General features: G+C 48.7%; 10 protein-coding genes. 7 read left to right on the top strand and 3 right to left on the bottom strand.

The window, feature by feature from the left end:
- Positions 1–34 precede the first annotated feature (34 nt).
- Positions 35–1237, bottom strand: coding sequence for a hypothetical protein (locus tag TERTU_RS12760; RefSeq protein WP_015819280.1), 1203 nt, complete (start codon positions 1235–1237; stop codon positions 35–37).
- 463 nt (positions 1238–1700) lie between these two features.
- On the opposite strand from TERTU_RS12760, the gene TERTU_RS12755 reads away from it, so the two are divergent.
- The 6 genes from TERTU_RS12755 to TERTU_RS12730 all read left to right on the top strand — a co-directional run bounded on the left by TERTU_RS12755 (position 1701) and on the right by TERTU_RS12730 (position 13632).
- Positions 1701–2114 (top strand): hypothetical protein, encoded by a 414-nt coding sequence (locus tag TERTU_RS12755; RefSeq protein WP_015817867.1) that lies wholly within the window; start codon positions 1701–1703, stop codon positions 2112–2114.
- A 73-nt stretch (positions 2115–2187) separates the two neighbouring features.
- On the top strand, positions 2188–2775 hold the full coding sequence (locus tag TERTU_RS12750; RefSeq protein ID WP_015818425.1) for a hypothetical protein: 588 nt from the start codon (positions 2188–2190) through the stop codon (positions 2773–2775).
- Between the two features lie 421 nt (positions 2776–3196).
- The gene (locus tag TERTU_RS12745; RefSeq protein WP_228378149.1) at positions 3197–3820 is read left to right on the top strand and encodes an RNA polymerase sigma factor; all 624 of its coding nucleotides are present in this window, start codon (positions 3197–3199) and stop codon (positions 3818–3820) included.
- A gap of 261 nt (positions 3821–4081) precedes the next feature.
- Positions 4082–4786, top strand: coding sequence for a FecR family protein (locus tag TERTU_RS12740; RefSeq protein ID WP_038003075.1), 705 nt, complete (start codon positions 4082–4084; stop codon positions 4784–4786).
- Positions 4787–5191: 405 nt separating this feature from the next.
- Positions 5192–8323, top strand: coding sequence for a TonB-dependent receptor plug domain-containing protein (locus TERTU_RS12735; protein ID WP_228378148.1), 3132 nt, complete (start codon positions 5192–5194; stop codon positions 8321–8323).
- 17 nt (positions 8324–8340) lie between these two features.
- Positions 8341–13632, top strand: coding sequence for a hypothetical protein (locus tag TERTU_RS12730; protein ID WP_015817281.1), 5292 nt, complete (start codon positions 8341–8343; stop codon positions 13630–13632).
- A gap of 203 nt (positions 13633–13835) precedes the next feature.
- On the opposite strand, the gene TERTU_RS12725 is transcribed toward TERTU_RS12730, so the two are convergent.
- Positions 13836–14456: a vWA domain-containing protein gene (locus TERTU_RS12725; RefSeq protein WP_015817227.1), complete on the bottom strand. Its 621-nt coding sequence runs from the start codon at positions 14454–14456 to the stop codon at positions 13836–13838.
- A gap of 76 nt (positions 14457–14532) precedes the next feature.
- Entirely contained in the window at positions 14533–15972 is a 1440-nt protein-coding gene (locus TERTU_RS12720) for a hypothetical protein (protein WP_018015782.1), read from the bottom strand.
- A 403-nt stretch (positions 15973–16375) separates the two neighbouring features.
- Between TERTU_RS12720 and TERTU_RS12715 the strand changes: the two genes are divergently transcribed.
- The gene (locus TERTU_RS12715) at positions 16376–18979 is read left to right on the top strand and encodes a cadherin-like beta sandwich domain-containing protein (protein WP_015819031.1); all 2604 of its coding nucleotides are present in this window, start codon (positions 16376–16378) and stop codon (positions 18977–18979) included.
- Positions 18980–18982: the final 3 nt, after the last annotated feature.

The raw sequence follows: 18982 nt of genomic DNA, 5'->3' as shown, positions 1-18982 counted from the left end.
CCTAATCAGAAATGAAGCAAAGGGAATCGTTTACTTACGGGATAACGCAGTTGGGGGCTGTTGGTGCATTGACAGTGAGGTGGCCACTGCTGATACGATCCTGAGTTTCCAGATCGATGATCTCCAGGCAGCCTTTATTTCCGCCCAGTTGATCAACGTTAATGGTTGCGCTGGTGACTGAAATATGACCTGCTGCACCTTCTTTAAACTTGAGCGCCTCATCTGTCCCGGTAGAGACGAAGCTGAAGTTTGTTATCGTGGGCTCTGAAAACGGAAGTGCATCAAAATCATTGGGATTACCGGATGCTTCAACTACATGATCCGCAAGGACAATTGCAGTGCCGGATCCATCGAAGCCAACGTTATCGCATTGCTCAACGTAGGCGTTATCGATTGAACCGCTCCAACCCAGATCGTAGTCGATCGAGTCATCGGAGATGCAATAGATACTGATAGTATCAACTTCGGCTGCACCACCGAAAAACTCGATGCCGTCATCCAGACCATTTTTTATCGTAATATTTTCCAAAATGGTGTTAGCGCCCACACCAACAAGCGTTAACGCATTAATTTCGTTGCCAGAACGTTCCGCGTCCAGAGAGCCTGCAACATCAAAACCAGACTCGTAAATTTCCAGATAAGTGATAGAACCAGAAGAATCGTTATTATCGAATCCGCCAAAATAGCTGATATTGCCAGCGGTGGAGACGCCTTCTGCTTCGACGTTACAAACACTGCCTGTGGTACCGCAGTCGTTGACAATTCCGTAGCCTTGCAGAACCAGGCCTCCCCACTCGCCGATACCAGTGAAGTTATTGTCTTTAGAAGCCATAACAACAGGCTCAGCGGCCGTACCTTCAATGTGAATCTCTGAACCACGTGTAACAACTAAGGCTGATGCGTCCAAAGAGCGGAACTGGACTCCTTTTTCAACATATAAAGCGACCGTTGTCGGTGTCTGACCCGCAGATAACGCTTGGTCGCCATTGCCGACTTTTACGATGCCTCGGATGGTCCAAACAACGTCGATGCCATAATAGGCAGCGCGCAAAGTGTCGCCGTCTGCAATCGGTGTATTAGTGTTCAGTTCGCACACGATAGGGTATTGGCCGTTCACCTCAATGATTTCAGGAGAAATTTCACCAATGTCTCCACAGAGTGGAGAGGTTTGGGCTGACACGTAACCGCTTAGAGACACGAGCGCTAATAACGCTGAAAGTTTATTTATCGTATTCATGGCTATCACCTTTGTTTAGGGTAAGTGTGTATTAAACGTTTTACATCGCGGTAAACAAAAACCCGTTGAGCTTGTTGCTCAATTGCAAAGATAAATAAAAATTGTGAACTATTTTCGAATAAAAATTTACGAGATTGTCTTTGTGGAAGTTGTTGTGAATGGTTGCTTAAAATCGAATAAAATCAATGTAGAGTTGTCTGGTAAAAAAAATAAATTAGTTCATGGTCGGTATGGGTAAACGTATTTTTATGAACTAAAAATAACTTTTTGCCCACCAAAAAAAATATTTTTTGATCGTCGTTTTCTAATAAAAAAATACTTGCTGTTTTGTGGTTATTGTTGTTTTTTGACTTATTTTTATCATAAATATGTCACTGGCGTAAAATATATTTTGTTTGTCGGATCTCCGTTGATCCGGCTAAACGAAGGAGTGTTTTTTAAACTTAACCAAGAGGTTTTCACGATGATCGAAAAAATGACTATCGCCGGAGTGGCTGCGATCGCGTTGATGTCGCAAAGTGTTTGGGGGTTGGATCTTGCCATTGAGCTTGATACGGAAGTTAGTGGTGAGTATGTTGCAGGTATTGGATACGCACAGGGAATTACGTCAAATGTTGCCAATGATTTGTCCAACGCTTTTATTGGTTGTGAAATCGAAGCGGATGTTGTTGATGGCACAATTGGCCGATGCGCAGCGAAGCTATCCGATACCAACGAAGAGGTGAACTGCATTACCTCTGACGAGGGCCAGCTCACTGCAATTGCCGGGCTGACAGACAGTTCGTTTATCCGGTTTGAGGTGCTTGGCGCGTTGTGTAAAAAAATTATTGTTGAAAATGGATCGCAGTTTGGCGCCAAGCGTATTTTTGTCTTCTAAAAAATACTAAGGCTGACGCCAGTAACATTTTGGTTCTGGAGTATCAACTGCTCCAGAGTCAGGGAGGCGTAAAATGAAAAGTGTTGGATGGGCAGTATTTGCGGCCTTTTTCCTTGGTGCGTCCGTGGGGGCTTATGTCGCCCTGGTGATGGATTGGAGTCGAACAGAAGTTGCTAACAAAGTGAGTCCGACGATTCTCTCGACGGAAATGGCGGCTGGTGAGCGGGGAATGCTGAGTAATGCGCGCGTTCAAACGGAGGAAAAAATTGCTTTCGTAGAGCGAGTGGAGACACTCGAGGGATTGCAAAAAACGACGATCGATGAGCTTGGTCGGTTGCGTCAGATCGTCACGAAACTTGAAGCATCATTAAACTCTACCGTAGCATCGGTGACTGGCTTTCGCCAGGAGGCTAGCGAAGCGTTGCTCAATCAAGCAAACAGTCTTGAGGCGTCGCCTGATTCAGCGCTGGTGTACCAGGATCTCGACTATATGCTCGATGGCGTTTTGGATGGCAATACGTCCCCTCCCGCAGCGTCGGGTGAGCTTAAACGCAAAATGGCGGTACTCAATGCTGAGCAGCGAATGCAGATCCGCATTAAAGTTACCAACGCTATAAATGAAGGTCGGGTGGATAGCAATTTCTACTACAAGCTCTTTTAAGTTTTAGCGGTCCATCGCTGTTCAATATACTTTTTTGATTAATCAAAAAAACTGTCGGGTAAGTTACTAATAATTCGTTCAATTTTCGCGTGATGAAAGGAAAGGCGCCAGAAGAGGATGTAGTAGCTGTGCTTGTGTTGAAATATTGCGTTCCATAAAACACCCTTTGGCTGGCCCGGTAAGTGAGCGCTTAGTTGATGGCGGGCTCATTTTCATTAGTGCCGCATCTACTGTTGGTACTGTTTTGGCGTAATTCGTTGTAAAGTTGGCCTGTAAATCATCATTATTTTTCGTTTTTTTCTCCCGATATTTTTTCGTCCATAAAAATGGCTTAGTATTTTTTTGATGAAAATAATTTGGGGGGTGGCTATGGCACGGTGCGTTATACAGAGAGTGTTGATTGCTTTTCTACGGGTTGGCGATGTCGGGACAACAAATGCTGGCTCAGGCTGCGGCAAATACCAAATACCTTTCGTTGGTTGAGCGCCGGGCTCCAATGGAATTCGATAAACAGCTGATCGTGCGTCTTCAGGCCTATATAGCTAGGAGAATCTCAGACCACTCGGAGCAGGATGACGTTTTGCAGGAAACTCTCGCCAGAGTTATAGCGCGTGTGCGCTATTATCATTTGGACGCCGCGGCGATTGAACCCTACGCCTATAGGGTCGCGGCGAATTTAATGATCGATCAAAACCGTAAGTCCCTGCGGGCAGCGGCTAGTCTTGTTGCAGAGTCGTGTATCGGTGAATTGGAGTCTCTTCAAGAGCCGGACAACAACCCTGAAAAGATAGCGGTAGCGGAACAGGAGTTGTCTATCTATCGTGGAGTCATTCAGTCGATGCCAAAAAAACGGCGTGAGGTCTTCACGCTTGTGCGGGTAAAACAGTACAGTTATAGGGAGGTGTCAGTCGCCATGGGTTTATCGACGAAGGCTGTGGAAAAGCATATGTCCCGTGCCATAGCCGATCTGGTTAAAGCGCGAAGAAAGCTGGAATGTCAAAAGTCAGATAATGGAGCCTTAACGCGTGTCAAAATTAGTCAATAGTGCAGGCGAGCCATTCATTGGCGGAAGTGAGTTTGAGCAAGCGATGACTTGGGTAGCGAAAGAAAGCCTGGGTTCGCTAACGCCGGAAGAGAGACTGCTGATGAGGCGGTGGTGCATGGCAGGCGCTCGTCGTGAAAAGTTGGTAGAAGAAGCTCGCGCGATTATGACTAGCGATTGCGTGCTTCAGGTCGCGTCTGAGTTTTATGTTAAAGAACAAAGCCCTGAACTACATCTTAAGTACCGTTGGCTGGGGCTAGCATTATGCGCGTGCTTTGTATTAATCGGTTTTTTTTTGCCTATACTACGCAAACTCGGCAGGCAGAAGCCCTGTTTCATGCACCGCCTGACACTCTGGCAGAGTTCAGCCTTTCTGATGGCAGCGAATTGAAGCTGGATCGTGGCTCAAAAATTCGTGCTCACTATAGTACTAATGAAAGAAATATCGAGCTGATTGAAGGTGAGGCTCATTTTGAAGTGGCAAAAGATCCTGGCAGACGTTTTATTGTCGATATCGATAACAGCAAAGTGATTGCGATTGGTACGGCGTTTAATGTGAACTCCTGGCCAGGAGGTTTTTCGGTTGATGTCACCGAGGGCGTTGTCGAAATTTCTTCAGCCTTGGAAAAACAACATTACCGTGTAAGTGCTGGTGAAGGCTTTTCCTACTTGGGAGCGGATAAAATCAATCGCTGGACGTTTGAAGTTGATGAGTATAAAGACTGGCGTCAGGGTGTGATCGATGCTAAGTCGATGAGTTTCGCAGAGGTGGTATCCAAATTAACACGTTATTCCGACGTCCCAATAAAAATTATTGACCCACCTATAAAAGATTATATTGTTGTTGGTACATATGATATTTATTCGGTAGATGAGACGCTGAAAATTTTAAGCGAGATTTTAGATCTGGATGTGAGACGCACTGATAGTGTGATAATGGTAGCCCGCGGCAACAGTGTTGATTTGTAGAAAGATATTCGTTTAGCTATTTGTGCTGCGGGATATTGTTGTGTAATTTTGTGTAGGCTTTATATGAAAGGTCGCCTTTTTTAGGTGGCCTTTTTTTGTGATAAAAAGGTAAAAAATAATTTTATGTCATAAAAAATTCACTGCGCTGGCCTAAATTGGTGGCGCTCAATAGAGCTTTTTTATCCCCTTCAGTATTTTTGTGCGACAAAAATATAACCCATTTCTTAGTGGTGAGTATTTTAGGGGTGATAAAGGTGTTGTCACGGATGGGCTTTTTGGCTCAAGGGGGGGGGTATGCGTAGGTGGTTTTTTGTTTGTACATTTGCAGGTGCTGTATTGGTCGGTACGAACGCGTCAGCATCTGATTTGGTTGTGCGGACGATAAAAAAAAGCGAAGCGATAATTATGCCCGTTACAATTAATGGGCGGATTCTGAAAACGGATCTAAACGGCAAGTTGCGTGAGACAGGTTTGCAGCCTGGTCGGTACGATGTCTCAATAGGCGAAGGTGAGAATATTCTCGAGTTTACTGTTGAGCTGAAAGAGGACCAGATCATTTATTTATCCGCCGTTGTGGATAGTTCAGGGCACATACGGGTAGGTTCACGTAAAGCGCCGTTGAAAAAGGACGATGCCGCCACCGGAGAAGTGAGCTTGTCGGTAAAAAATTCCAGTGGAACGCCCCTGGAAAACGCTGCATGTTTTTTAGCCGATGGTGTCGCATTGGGACAGACAAATTCAAAAGGCTTACTGACGTTTGGCTTGAAGGAAGGCCAATACGAAATAACGGTTAGCCAGGATCGCTATGATGATGTCCTGGTGTCAGTCGACGTTGTTGCGGGTATGGATCTGACCATGGACGTGCTTTTGCCGGATTCAGATAGCGGCGAAGGACGGGTAGAGGAGGTTATAGTTAGAGCAGAGTACCAGCCATCATCAAGTTTGACTTTAATGCGTGATGCGTCTGCAGTTGTAAATGTTTTGGATATAGAAGATATCTCTCGGGTGGACGAATCAAGTATTGCCGGCGCTTTGACGAAAGTGAGTGCGGTATCTCTTGAGGACAACCGGTTTGCAGTGGTTCGTGGCTTGAAGGGGAGATATGTATCCACCACCATAAACAATGCAGCCTTTGGCGGTACGGATCCTTACCGACGCGATATATCTCTGGACCTGTTTCCTTCGTTCATACTTACCAACATCGAAGTCCAAAAATCATTCAGCGCGAATAAATCCGGCGAGTCAACTGCGGCAAATATCAATATTAATACGCCTAAAATCCCCGATAGTGGGTTTTTAAAATACGCTTTTTCAACCACGCAAATCGATAGTGTGACCGGAAAATCTGCACCATCGCACTACGGGAGTGAATCAGACTGGCTGGGGCGCGATGACGGACTCCGTGATCGACCTGATATTGTTGTTGAAACCACGGGCGTCACCAATCTCGGTAGTCGTGATCTGGCGGTCATAAATGAAGAAATAGCTGAATCGTTTTTACAGCGTAATGAGGTGACAGACCAGGAAATACCGTGGGATTTAAGCACGTCTGTGAATACCGGTAGTCGGTGGAACTTTGGTGGCGGAATGCACCGGTGGGGTTTTGTTGCAGGTCTTAAGTACAGTAACAACTGGGATCTGAGGCATGAAAACCTGAAACAGGTAGAAGATTATACCGCTGATTCTGACGATGACCCTTCTATACGGGTATTCCGTCCCTTTTCCCGAGGGACAACGGCGCGTGAGCGTTCGAGTAATAATGTTGAATGGGGAGGTATTTTTACCCTATCAGCAGAGCTTTGGGAAAGTCAGCAAGTTACTTGGAATACCGTTTGGGTTCGTGACGCGGAAAAAGTTACCAGCGTTGACTATGCAACGACATATTTTGCAAGCACTGGCGATACTGCGGTTAGTGGGCCAGACAAGCTCAATCCATCGATCTATGAAACTGGTCGTAACGTTGTATTGCAGTGGACAGAACGGGAGGCGGTGCTGCAACAGCTTCTTGGTGATCACAGCATATCTGCGATTGGAACCTCAATTTCGTGGCAGGCCAGTCGCTCGAACACGACGTACAACCAGCCAGATCGAATTGCGTACCGATTTATGGTTGATGGCACTGCCCGCAACTCCACCGGCAACCCGGTGGAACCCATCTTCGATACGTTGCAATATATTCGCAGTTACGAAAATCTCGATGATGAATTGGAGCAGCTTGGCATTCAGGTCGAACAAAACTTGTTTGAAACTGAACGATTTCAAGGCAGCTTGGCTATTGGTGGCGGATATCTCGGGTCTGAAAGGGGGTTCCGTCGCTACACCTACGGTATTGCACTGCCGACGGGCTTGTCGCCACGGCAATCGCCGATCATCGCGTGTGGGGAAAATTGCGATCCTTACGCATTGAATCCTAATGACTATTTACGCCCTGCCACGTTCGGCGCTAATTATTTCTTCGAAGATCTTTCCAACGAGGGCCCAACAAATATTGGCCTTTACGACGCTGATTACAGCATACGCTCGCGTTTCGCGACGCTCAGTTTTTCGTGGATCGATCGACTTGATCTCTCCGTCGGACGTCGGGAAGAAATATTCCATCAGGGTATATTGCCCTTCGCGCAGGATAAAGTGTTCGCGCCTCAGTTTGTTGAGGAACCCGATACGATCGACAATAGCATTATTGATTCGGACGATTCGCTAAGAGCTTTAAACCTTACGTTTTATTTGCCTTATGAAACCCAGTATCGTTTTGCTTATTCCGAGACCGTAGCTCGGCCAAGTTTAACCGAAGCGGCAGATGGCGCTTTTAACGATACTGATCTGGGGGTGCGCATCTATGGTAATCCGAACATAAAAATCACCGAAATCAAAAATTATGATTATCGCATAGAGCATTATTTTTCGACTGCCGAATCCGTATCACTGGCCTATTTTAGAAAATATTTTGTTAACCCCATTGAGCTTGCTCATTTTCGAACATTGCACGATGCGAATGTCGAGGAGTACACCTACGCCAATGCGGATTCAGGGCATGTTGAAGGCTTCGAAGTTGAGGTAGTAAAAACGTTTTCTGTTGGTGACGGCGAAATATTTGCGAATTCGAATTTTACACTTGTCGATTCTGAACTGGTGCTGGGCCAAGCGTTTGACGTGCACCAAGTGAATGCCGAGGATGAAGGCGATAGTGAAAAAAACGTTCGGCAAATGAGTTATCAGCCCGATTCTATTTTTAATTTTACAATTGGGTACGACTATTTTCCTTGGGATTTTTCGGCCACGCTGACGTACAACAGAACCGGAGAAAAATATTCACGCATACTTGATCCCGATCTTGATCTGATTTCTGAAGATGCGACTGAAAACGTGAAGCTCCTTTTTCAGAAGAAAATACAGTATGGGATTTCTGATATTGGTGTTTCGTTTTCGATTGATAATTTGCTGGAGAGTGAGTTTAGCGAGAGTATCGGTGATTTGCATGATTATCGGGTTTACGACCGTGGTCGCGCTTACAAACTTAAGCTTTCTGCCGAAATTTAATACGCCGTGGAGTTAGTATGTTTAGCTTAGAAACTTTAGTTACAAAAGGATATTTGATTGCTTCGCTGGCTTTGGTAACACTGATAGCCGGTTGTGGAGGTTCCGATACCTTTAAAAAACCGGAGGAAAAAACTGTAACCATTGGCGAACATGTGGTGCCAGCCGGGTCTGTTTGCGCGGGTGTAGTTGGAGCGACGCTGATTGATATACAGGTCAGCGAAAGCGTTTCAGTCGATAGTGACGCCGGTAATACTGATAATTATATGACCCAGCTCTGTGAAATCTCTGGTGTATTCGAAAACCGTAAATTACATCTTCCTGCGATCAACAGTGGTTACCGTATTCAGTGGATTATTGTCGGTGATGTGGTTGTGACCGGTTCGAGTGCGGGCTTTGTCGTCGAAGATGGCTATGTGCTCAAAGCGCGCGAAGGCGCATCGCTAACTATTGGCGATGGCGCGGATTTCGATGTGGGGTTCAGGGGGGTGCCTCCCAGGACGGGCGGGCATGCGATCAGTCGCGATTTTGATGTTGGCCTGCGTATCGAACCTTATCAATCGGGAGGAACCTGGAACGGCTTAACTCTGAGTGGTGGCGACGCGAACTATAGCCAGCTCAAAGTCGAAAAGCTTGTGCTGATGGGGGGCTCATTAACCATTACCAATGTCAATGATGAAAATACATTGAGCCATTCGTTTAAGACAATTCAGATCGTTGACAGTCCAGCTAGTGCGTTAAACATTATTAACTCTGCGATTGATCTGGATGAGGTGGCTATCGTTAATGCCGGCGCTGCAGCGCTTGATGTAATTGGGCCTGCACTGCCCCGGTTTAAACGCTCACTATTTCATACAACCGCAGATAACGCAATTTCTGTCGAGCCGTCGTTGCTTGCTTCGCCTGGTTTGGCAAAGCCCGCTGATTCTCACTCGCGATTGGTGTTAGTGAACTCATCCATTCTCGGTGCAGGAAGCATGGACTCAGTCTCCGCATCGGGTATTGCAGTAAGTACAGGCGATAGCGCCGTATTGCGGGTGTTTAATTCGGTGGTGCTGGGCTTTAATGCCTGTTTCGATTCGCTAGCAGCGGGCGCCCAGCTTAGAAATGTAGCATTGGCCTGCGACGTTCTTACTGCAGGTGAGACTGGACAACAATCTGACGCTGGGAAAGGCATTTATTTTTTGTCCGTAGAACCGGGTGTGGCGCTGTTCGACGGGTTTACAATTCCCGCGCTGGACGTTCAGTCACGCGATTATTTTCCGTTTGATGTTGGTGGTGACAGTGAATTCCCCGACATCGATTTGGCTGACCCTTTCTATCAGGGGGCACTCGATGCGGGTCGATTCTTCGGGTTTCTTACGTCTGAATCGGATACGGGTGAAACTCTGATGAATATCGGGTTCGCGCTCTATCAGGGCGATCCGAGTGAGCGTTGGTATGTGGGTAACGACATCGGTATTGAGATTGTTTTACCTGTGCCTGTGTCCGCATATTGCGGTGGCTTGGGCAGTTTGTCGTCGGCACGTCGCAATGTCAGTGGTGAGTCTGCACGTATTTGTGTGCTTGCCCGAGGTCTTGCGCTCGACGGGCTGAATGCCTTCGTTGCTGATAATCCAGATACGGAGGCCGATGAATCCGGCCGGGTCGTCTGGGTTGTTAGTGAAAATATTGTTGTCGGTGATGGGAACCCGGATGAAGATACCTCGTCATTTACACTGGATGCCGGAGCGCGCTTGTTGTTTTTTAAAGGGGTCGGTATTGTTGTTAACCGGGATGGGCAGTTCGTGGTCGAAGGGACAGCCACAGAGCCTGTGGTGTTGTCGTCATTCGATACCGATTTTGCTCTTGCAGAAGGCATACTGAAAAGCACCGGCGAAGTTGACGACGATAATCGGGATATTCGCGAGCCAGTATTTAACAGCGAATGGCGGGGTGTTGTGGTTAATGGTTCTGCGCCGAATAATCGGTGCAATGGCGAGACACCGGCTGAAGCGCCTTGCCTTGTTGACGGTGAGTTTACGCACGGCGGCGACGACAACACTCGTGTTAACACCCGCATTCAGCACATGCACGTCTACGAAGCCGATGTTGGTTTAACACTAAATAGTGTGAGTGCTGCATCGGCGTTGGATCATTTGGTGCTTGGTATGAACGTGGTTGGTGGATTGATTATTGACGGCGGAGCGCCCTCGGTGCGTGACAGTCGAATTCTCGATAATGCCTTTGGTGGTATTCACTGGAAAAACGGCTACACCGGCGTTATTTCCAAAACGGTCGTTAGTGCTTCGCGTAACCAGTCGGTAACCGACCCTCTGGATAATTCCGCGCTTTACAATACGGTAGATAATATAGCCTCGCCGCTCGTGTTTGGTGAGAGTCATTCCGCCGACAGCAGCGTCTCACCCCGTTCCAACCCGCTGTTAGCGAATGTGACACTGGTCTATGAAAGTACCCTGCTCCAGTACAGTAATCGTCAGATATTACACGGCTTTGGGCCTCAACTGGGGTTGCGCTTGGCAAACGGTTCAGGGGTCAATATTTATAATTCGATTATATCGGCCAGTGATGCGTGCATCGATATTGCAGATGCGGAAACACGCGAGTTTCTGATGTCGCACTCACACTTTAAAAATGTGTTTTTCGATTGTGAAGCCGCCGCGATGGCTGAGTTGGTAGATTCTGAAACTGATTTTACTACGCCCGTGTTGCAGTCCACCGTGTTACATAACACCCATAGCGGAAGAGCGCGAACGCTGGCCTCTCAGGTCGACGAACTGTTTACTGCGCGCTATTTCGCGACTAAGGCATTCGGACCTTCGGATGTTCTCATTTATGATACCTCCGCCATCGGCGCGTCGCAGTCAACTCATGCGCCTATCGATACGCAGGCCTATCCGACCGAGGTCTTGCAACAAACCACCTACTATGGTGCTGTTCCTTATGAACATAAAGTGCGCACCAGCCTTTGCTCCTCGGATCCGTTAGGCTTGCCCGATTGTACGGAAGAAAGCTATCTCGAAGGTACTGCCTGTAGTTTATCTACATTTCCAACCTGTACACCATCCGTGATCTTGAGTGGACAGGCGTGTGTTGTGCGGGCCCCGGTAAGCGATACGGCACCGAGCTTTTATATGTTACGTCTGTCCATTTCTTATGGGGATTTTCCTGAGGCGTATTATCCCGAGTGCACCGCGGAACAGATTAATAATTACAACCCATTAACGGGCGTTATCTCGGGTTCGGACAGTATTTGCTATATTCCGCGCTACGTCGATTTAAATGATGGTTACAAATCGGGTGATTCCGGTACTATCGCCAATTACGAACAAGCGTATTTTGATAATCAGAGCCCAGGTTGCAAGCCAAAACTGGCCGCATGCTCTAGCGATAATCCGGTATTTCCTTGTTTTAATGGTGATGACCCGCTGACACCGGCAAGCCTTCAAATTGATGGCGACACCGCAATCGCGAACTGCGCGAGCGACATCTCGAGTTTGTGTATCGAATTTACCGCATTAGGAACTCCGGAAAAAATTCAGTTCGCTAACGGTCATTCAATGGCCTATGTGGATCGCAGTCTTTTTGCGGATCGCTGTGATGGGGTTGACAACTATCCGTGTGTGAACATTTTTCCGGATGCAAATACGTTTGCTTCGGTGTGGCTCAATCCGTTGGTGCAAGTTCCCTCATGTATTGAACAGCCGGATGCCACGACCTGTGCTGAGTTTCTCAAAAGCGAGGAGGGGGTTTTCAACCTCAATATCAAAGGGCCGGCGCCACTAGCTATATGCGACAATGCTGGTACGACATTTCCGTGTCTGTTGTTGACGAACAATTCGGTAGAGCGTGTAGAGATAGACGTTTCCAATAGCATACCAGTGTGTCGGGATGGCGAAGATTTTAATGTGTGCCTGATGTTGGATGACAGTTTGAACCCGGGGTATTTTAAACGTAACGGTCGCGAAACTAATGTACTGCTGAGTGATTTCTTAAACTGGCCTGCTGAGTGTGGTCAGTCGCCACAACCGGTCTGTATAAATCGCGTGTTCGGTATCGATAACATCGTAACGGTATTTCTTTCGAACGACGAGCGCTTCACTCTTGCGGAGCGTACTCTTCCCGCTTGTAAAGACAATGGGGATACAGCCCCGTGCGTGGTTTTTGATGATGACGGTGCTCTGATAGGCATCTTGACCAATGACCAGGTGTTTTCCATAGCACAATACTTTTCCCTGTCGGCAACGGTGGGCATTCCGGAGTGCGACGACGCCACGGGGCCACTGCCCTGCCTACTAATAAATGGCGATTTGGGCCCCTTTCGCTTGTTGCTGGACGCGGAGCATTCGGCGTTGTTCGCCTGTTCAATTAATTCCGCAACGCCCTGTTTTTCTACGGAGGCGTCGGATAATTTTAATTCGGGTAATATCACGATTACAACGGCAGCGGGGCAGATCACGTTGGGCGATTTCGCCGAAGACGAAGGTATTGACCTGACGCCGACACCTGAGCCTGATTCAGTCGCTATCCCCTTGTGTACGGAAGGAGCCGGGCCCATGCCGTGCGTGATTGTTAACCCCAGCCTCGGCATATATCGGCTACCGCTCACGCAGGATCATCTATTGTTCGCCTGTAACATCAGTTCTGTGCAGCCGTGTTTTACCAGCGAGGTAACGGAGAACTTTACCGATCTTAATATTCAGATCAACACGCCGGATGGCGCGGTGAACTTGCGGGTGTTTGCAGAGAATGAGGGAATTAATCTTGCACCCGAACCTGAGCCGGATCCCGTGCCGATTGCACTGTGCACCGATGGCGCAGGGCCCATGCCGTGTGTGATTGTTAATCCCAGCCTCGGCATATACCGGCTACCACTCACGCAGAATCATCTGTTGTTCGCCTGTAATATCAACCCTGCGCAGCCGTGTTTTACCAGCGAGGTAACGGAGAACTTTACAGACCTTAATATTCAGATCAACACGCCGGATGGCGCGGTGAACTTGCGGGTGTTTGCAGAGAATGAGGGAATTAATCTTGTGCCCGAACCTGAGCCGGATCCCGTGTCGATTGCATTGTGTACCGACGGCGCGGGGCCCATGCCGTGTGTGATTGTTAATCCCAGCCTCGGCATATATCGGCTACCACTCACGCAGAATCATCTGTTGTTCGCCTGTAATATCAACCCTGCACAGCCGTGTTTTACCAGCGAGGTAACGGAGAACTTTACCGATCTTAATATTCAGATTAGTACGGCTGATGGCGAGGTAAGCTTGCGGGCGTTTGCAAAGAAAGAAGGGATTACGCTCCACTAGACGATAATCAATATCCTAACGATCATCCGATTCGATAAATTTGATGTGATTTGCGGCTCCAATATTGGTTTTGCATAGATAGTTGATAACCAAATTAGTGTTAGCAGGCTAGATTGGCGAACCTTTTTGCGATATATCGATTGAAATATGTACAGTCGTGACTGGCTTTGCTCCCAGCTAAAGCCAGTCACTTATAGATTGCCCTAGAGCGTAAGGGCCTCCGGTTTGTCTAAATCATTGATAACCTGCCAGTTGCCTCCGCCGCCGACCACTTTATCGCTCCATTGGCTCAGTCTGTTCAGGTACGCTTGCGGGTTCTGATTATCGGCGCGCAGTTTGGTTACATTTAGTGCCTTTACAGTAAATCCATCTAAGGTCAGATCGAAGTCGCGTACGTAACCTGTGGGAAGGTCTTCTTTCAGGTCTGAATAAATCATAATGGTTTTACGTCCAACCTTGGCTTCGTTCAGGTACTCCACGCCCTGCAAAATACCCCCGGAAATATCGGTATAAGCGCTGCTTTTTACCTGTTTGACAAAAATATCAATTTGTCGGGCAAAATCCCGTTTCTGTTTGTTTGCTGTCGACGGCCGACCGTCGAGAACCACTTTGGCTATGATGTCTTTTTCTGAGAAGCTGCCGCTGTCGATCCGCGCCACCGCGAAGGCGTCGCCAGCTTCCAAAGTGGCCAGCAAGTAATTAATAACCTGTTGCGCTTTGGCCAGTTCTTGTGTGTAGGTGCCGGAGGTGTCCAGGAGTAAGTAGATCCCTTTCGCGTAGCGGGCGTCTGGCGAAGATTCACCGCAACCTGCGAGTAAAAACATAGTCAGCAAACATGCTCGAAAGCCCCACGGTTTTACACTAATAATTGCACTAGTAAGTTGTCTCATGGAGTGTCCCTCAAAATTCTTCGGTTTGCGCCGCGTATTGATTTTCTGCTTTGCGCTGTTTTTGCCGGATAAGGTTTTCCACCCACAACGGGGCGGCAATAAGTAGATCATAAAGGCCGATGACCACAACACCGGTATGTTTAATTCCCGAAGCGGTTAGACGCAGAATGCTCACCGACGCCGCCAGGAGAATTTCGGCCAGGCTGCCCAGCAGAGTGCGCGCGGTTTGCAGTAAGTATTCAAGCGGAATTGCGACCATGGTCAGCGCCAACGGCAGGATGAACCCAAGCACCATATTCGCAGCCAGCGGTATCCAGCTGTTAATTCCACTGTGCCCTTCAGCACTGTCTACGCCGGCGAGAGACGCCCGCAGGTTCGCGAGATCTAACGCAATTTGATCGCGCATAAATGCCAATGCGGACTCGGTGCTGGCGAGTATTAACAGCAAACAACTTGCACAAATCATGATGGCTCGCCGCACACGATCGTCCATGCTGCCAATAAGCGGGAATAGTTGAGTAATGCGCAGGCTTTCCAGCAGAAATATACCTGCGGTGGTCTCCAGACAAATAATGACCAATGCCGCTAAGTCCGCAACTTTTACTCCGCCAATCCGTTGGGCGGAACCCACCATCTCGGACATTGGCAGGGCAATTAAATGAAAGTTAAAGAAGGCGCCCCCCGCAGCAACGGCTATCACCAAGGCGGCGATCACAAACTGAGTGATCGAAGAAGCTTTCAGTGCGCGCTCTGCCTGGTGGGTACCTGCAACTATCTCGTTAAATTTCAGCATCTGCTGATCAATACTTTGTGCACGCGTTGTTATTTCTTTTAGCCGATTGCCCACCTCATCCACGCTGTATGCAAGCTTGCGCCAGTAGGGCGTCATCGCTTTTAGAATACGATGACGGTTGGCAGTGCTTTTTCGGTAAGCCGCGAGATTTTCCTTGTGCTGAACGTCGGCAGAGTGATGAATTTGCTCGAGGATTCTACCGTTTGTCGCCGCCGCCGGGTCGGTCTGTTTAATGGTCGCGATTGCGTTGACGGCTTCCAACCAGTCAGGTGCCGAAGTCGGCACCTCCCGGCTATTGTCGTAGTCATCCCGGATGCGGTTCACGGTTTCCTGGATGTCGCGTTGCAGTTGGGGGTAGCCGCCAAGGTCGTTTTGGACGAATTTGTTTATCTCGAAGAAGGCTTTTTCCAAGTCGCGCTCGGCATGCTGACGACCTTGTTCAAGCAGCACATCCCGATTTCGGTTGGCTAGTCGTTGGCGGGTTTTGTTTACAGTGCAGGCACAAGTGCGCAGCATCCGGTAGAGAGCAAAAAACACAGCGTTGATTGTCTGATGTGCCGGCTGCCTGGCAAGATAGAGCGCCAGTGTGGCACCGAGTAAAAGAATTAGGAAAGTTGGCCACGATCCCAGCGCGGCTTGCAAGTTGAGGGTGGTCATAGTCGCACCTCTGCGAGTATTGGTTGTACGGGACTTCCAAGTGAGCTGGAAATCCATCCGCAGCAGAGGTTAGTGGCCAAAAGTGGGTATGAAGGGGTGATTTCGTGTCAGAGAGTGATCAATTATGGCGAATTGTGGCAGTTAGCCGCTCATTGAGGGAGGTCCGGCCTCGAGCTAGCCGGGAACTCTCTTCCATAAACCAGTCAAAGAAACAAGCTTTCACAAACCAGTCAAAGAATCAAGCAAATCAGTTACAATGCGCCACCTTACTGGGAATGTGGTGCTTTAGTCTCAATTGAGACTGAAATGGTCGTAGAATGTTCGGTTTTGACTGACGTGCGCCCCCAGAAGTAAATAAGTCGAGAATAATTTTCTTAAAATCGGATAACGGACAACCTCTAGAATGCTGTGTCGTAAAACCTATCTATTTGTAACCCTACTTTTACTGTCGTTTCTGCAAGCCTGTGGCAGCGATAGTGGACGCTCTAAGACCCCGGTATCCGATTACGAGAATTATCACGATCTTCACCTCAGCTCGCTGACATTGACTATCAATGGCGAAACTGTGGAGCTGATGCCGTCATTCACCTCTGAGCGCGGTGGCCCTTACCGTATAGATGTCGACGAAACCGTAACCTCGATTACGCTGCAGCCAGTCGCTATGGAAGAGGAGAGTGTGATAACCATCTCCCGTAAAGGCATTTTGTATGAGGATGGCGAGCCAGTTAAAGACAGTAACGGCAATTTCCAGATGTCCAGTTATGGCGACGAGACCATTCTGGCGAGTGGTGAAACCGACACCAAGAGTATCTATGAAGGGGATAACCTGATTGCCGTGCGTGTGTTCTCGGCAGATAAGTCATCCACTTTTGTTTATACCATCATGGTTCGCCGCCCCAGCACCGAAGCTAAACTGACAGATCTTTTGGTGCGTGATCTGGCGTATTCAGGCACAAACACAAGTCAGTATTACCTCACTCTGGACCCGGCGTACGATCCAGATGTAACAGAATATAGCGCGAGCGCTGGCTACACCTCGTGCACTGTTGGGGCCTTGGTGCGGACTCCTGACAGGAACACCCAGGTGACGGTAAATGGAGCGCGTCTTTCCAATCTGAGTATCCGTCCTGTTGATCTGAATGTTGGTGCCAATACGCTGGAGATTGTTTCTACCCCGGAAGTCGGAGCGGGCATTCAGACGTACACCATAGAAATTACCCGCGCGGCAGGTACAGAGGCGGAACTTGCGGCGGACGCCAATCTTGCTGCTCTCACTGTCGACGGCGGCGAACTCACACAACCGTTCAATTGTCTGACCCGCAACTATGCGGCGCTGGTTAACAACGGTACTGCAAGCGTCACAGTGACGGCGTCGCCTGCCGCTCCGGGCGCAACAATGCGCATTGGTGACCCGATATATAACTCGTCGACGGGCGCCTTGGTCGGAGTGACAGAAGACGAGGAACTGGTGGCCGGGCAGGCGGTGAGCATTGACCTCGAAGTGGGTGTTGATTCAAAGGTCATTCAAGTGGTCAGTGAAGACGAATCCGCGGGCCGGCTTTACCTTATTAACTTTAATCGCCTGCAGACCAACCGTGTGTACGCAGAAAATGCCGCAGAGTTGCAAGCTGCGCTGGAGAACGCGCAACCGAACGATGAGATCGTGCTGACAGGTGTAATCTACGAAGGCGGGAGCATCGCTTTTGGCGAGAGTGGCGAAACCGCGAGTTTTTACAGCACCGCCAGTGGTACAGAAGACAAGCCTATTTACCTGCGTAACGCTGTTTCCGGTTACAAGCCTCTGATTACAGGTGAAGGTTCCTCGACGTTCGTGCTGGGTGGTGACTACTGGCGCCTGAGTAACGTCGAGTTTGATGGCGGTCGCGATACCCTGGTACTTGATGGCGCTAACCACAATACGATGACCGGTTTAATAGTGCGCAACGCGGAGGAGCGCGGAGTTCACATTCGCAACGGTAGCTCCTACAACATCTTGCAACGATCAATTATTCGCGATACTGGCTCGCTGCCACGAGTGGGCTACGAAGACTACATTGAGGGCCTGGTGGTCGGCACCGCTTCTGAGGAGTGGATGAGTGCACCTAACGGCGACTCAGACAAGCAGGACGACTTCAACATCATCGCTGGTAACGTATTTGGCCAGGGTATTCGCGGTGAAGCGATAGATATAAAGGCGGGCACTACTGGCACGCGCGTAGTTCATAACGCGTTTTTCGCAGAGGGCACCACTGCACTCGCTGAGGGCGGGAGTTTTGTTCTTGCGCAGGGTAACGATATTGAAATTGCCTATAACCGGTTTGTTAACGAATCGGGCTCTGGTCTGGATACGGTGGTTACCCTGAACAAAGTTGATCGTGAATGGGTTGGCGATAGCTGGGGCGAGGATTCAAAAACCTACCAGAATATCGCAGACTTCGCCGGCGGCGAGATGACGTTTGTAAACAGTACTGATGTGATTAACGCTTGGGTTGGCGACAATCGTCGGGTAGACGATTTGGATGTTGAGTACGCGGGCTTGGGCATCGACTCCACTTTTACAACGCCGATGGTGCGTATCCGGTTAGGTAGTGATAACGATCTTTGTCTCGCGGAGAGTATTTCTGCTGGTGCAAATTCTGGCTTCTTAACCAGCCAAACCTGTTCTGATGATGCGTCCCAGAGCTGGCAGCTGGAGAGTGATGACAATGGTTTCGTGTATATTTCTAGTGCGGGCGAAAATGAGAGAATTCTTCAGCCACAGGTGCTGAGTTACATAAATCAGCTTGCGACTACGCCAGTACTCAGCGCCCCACGTGGCGCAGGAAATACCGCAAGTGGGAATGTATACCGGTGGCAGGTTCTTTACAGTCAGACAGGTGTAATGCTGGCAAATAAGGGCTACAGCGGCACTGTTGTCTTGGAGGCTTCGGATGAGGTTGACGGAATTGCGCTGATGCAAAGTTTCAGTGGCGCAGACGGTCAAACATTGGTTATCGAAGACTTTTAGACG

Origin of the sequence: Teredinibacter turnerae T7901 (assembly GCF_000023025.1) — a bacterium.
Taxonomy (GTDB): domain Bacteria; phylum Pseudomonadota; class Gammaproteobacteria; order Pseudomonadales; family Cellvibrionaceae; genus Teredinibacter; species Teredinibacter turnerae_B.
The sequence above is the reverse complement of the archived record's forward strand: the minus strand, read 5'-3'. Positions and strand labels throughout refer to the sequence as shown.

Coding starts and splice junctions, on each gene's coding strand:
- TERTU_RS12760 (WP_015819280.1), bottom strand. CDS start 1,237: ATGAATACGATAAATAAACTTTCAGCGTTATTAGCGCTCGTGTCTCTA.
- TERTU_RS12755 (WP_015817867.1), top strand. CDS start 1,701: ATGATCGAAAAAATGACTATCGCCGGAGTGGCTGCGATCGCGTTGATG.
- TERTU_RS12750 (WP_015818425.1), top strand. CDS start 2,188: ATGAAAAGTGTTGGATGGGCAGTATTTGCGGCCTTTTTCCTTGGTGCG.
- TERTU_RS12745 (WP_228378149.1), top strand. CDS start 3,197: ATGTCGGGACAACAAATGCTGGCTCAGGCTGCGGCAAATACCAAATAC.
- TERTU_RS12740 (WP_038003075.1), top strand. CDS start 4,082: ATGCGCGTGCTTTGTATTAATCGGTTTTTTTTTGCCTATACTACGCAA.
- TERTU_RS12735 (WP_228378148.1), top strand. CDS start 5,192: ATGCCCGTTACAATTAATGGGCGGATTCTGAAAACGGATCTAAACGGC.
- TERTU_RS12730 (WP_015817281.1), top strand. CDS start 8,341: ATGTTTAGCTTAGAAACTTTAGTTACAAAAGGATATTTGATTGCTTCG.
- TERTU_RS12725 (WP_015817227.1), bottom strand. CDS start 14,456: ATGTTTTTACTCGCAGGTTGCGGTGAATCTTCGCCAGACGCCCGCTAC.
- TERTU_RS12720 (WP_018015782.1), bottom strand. CDS start 15,972: ATGACCACCCTCAACTTGCAAGCCGCGCTGGGATCGTGGCCAACTTTC.
- TERTU_RS12715 (WP_015819031.1), top strand. CDS start 16,376: ATGCTGTGTCGTAAAACCTATCTATTTGTAACCCTACTTTTACTGTCG.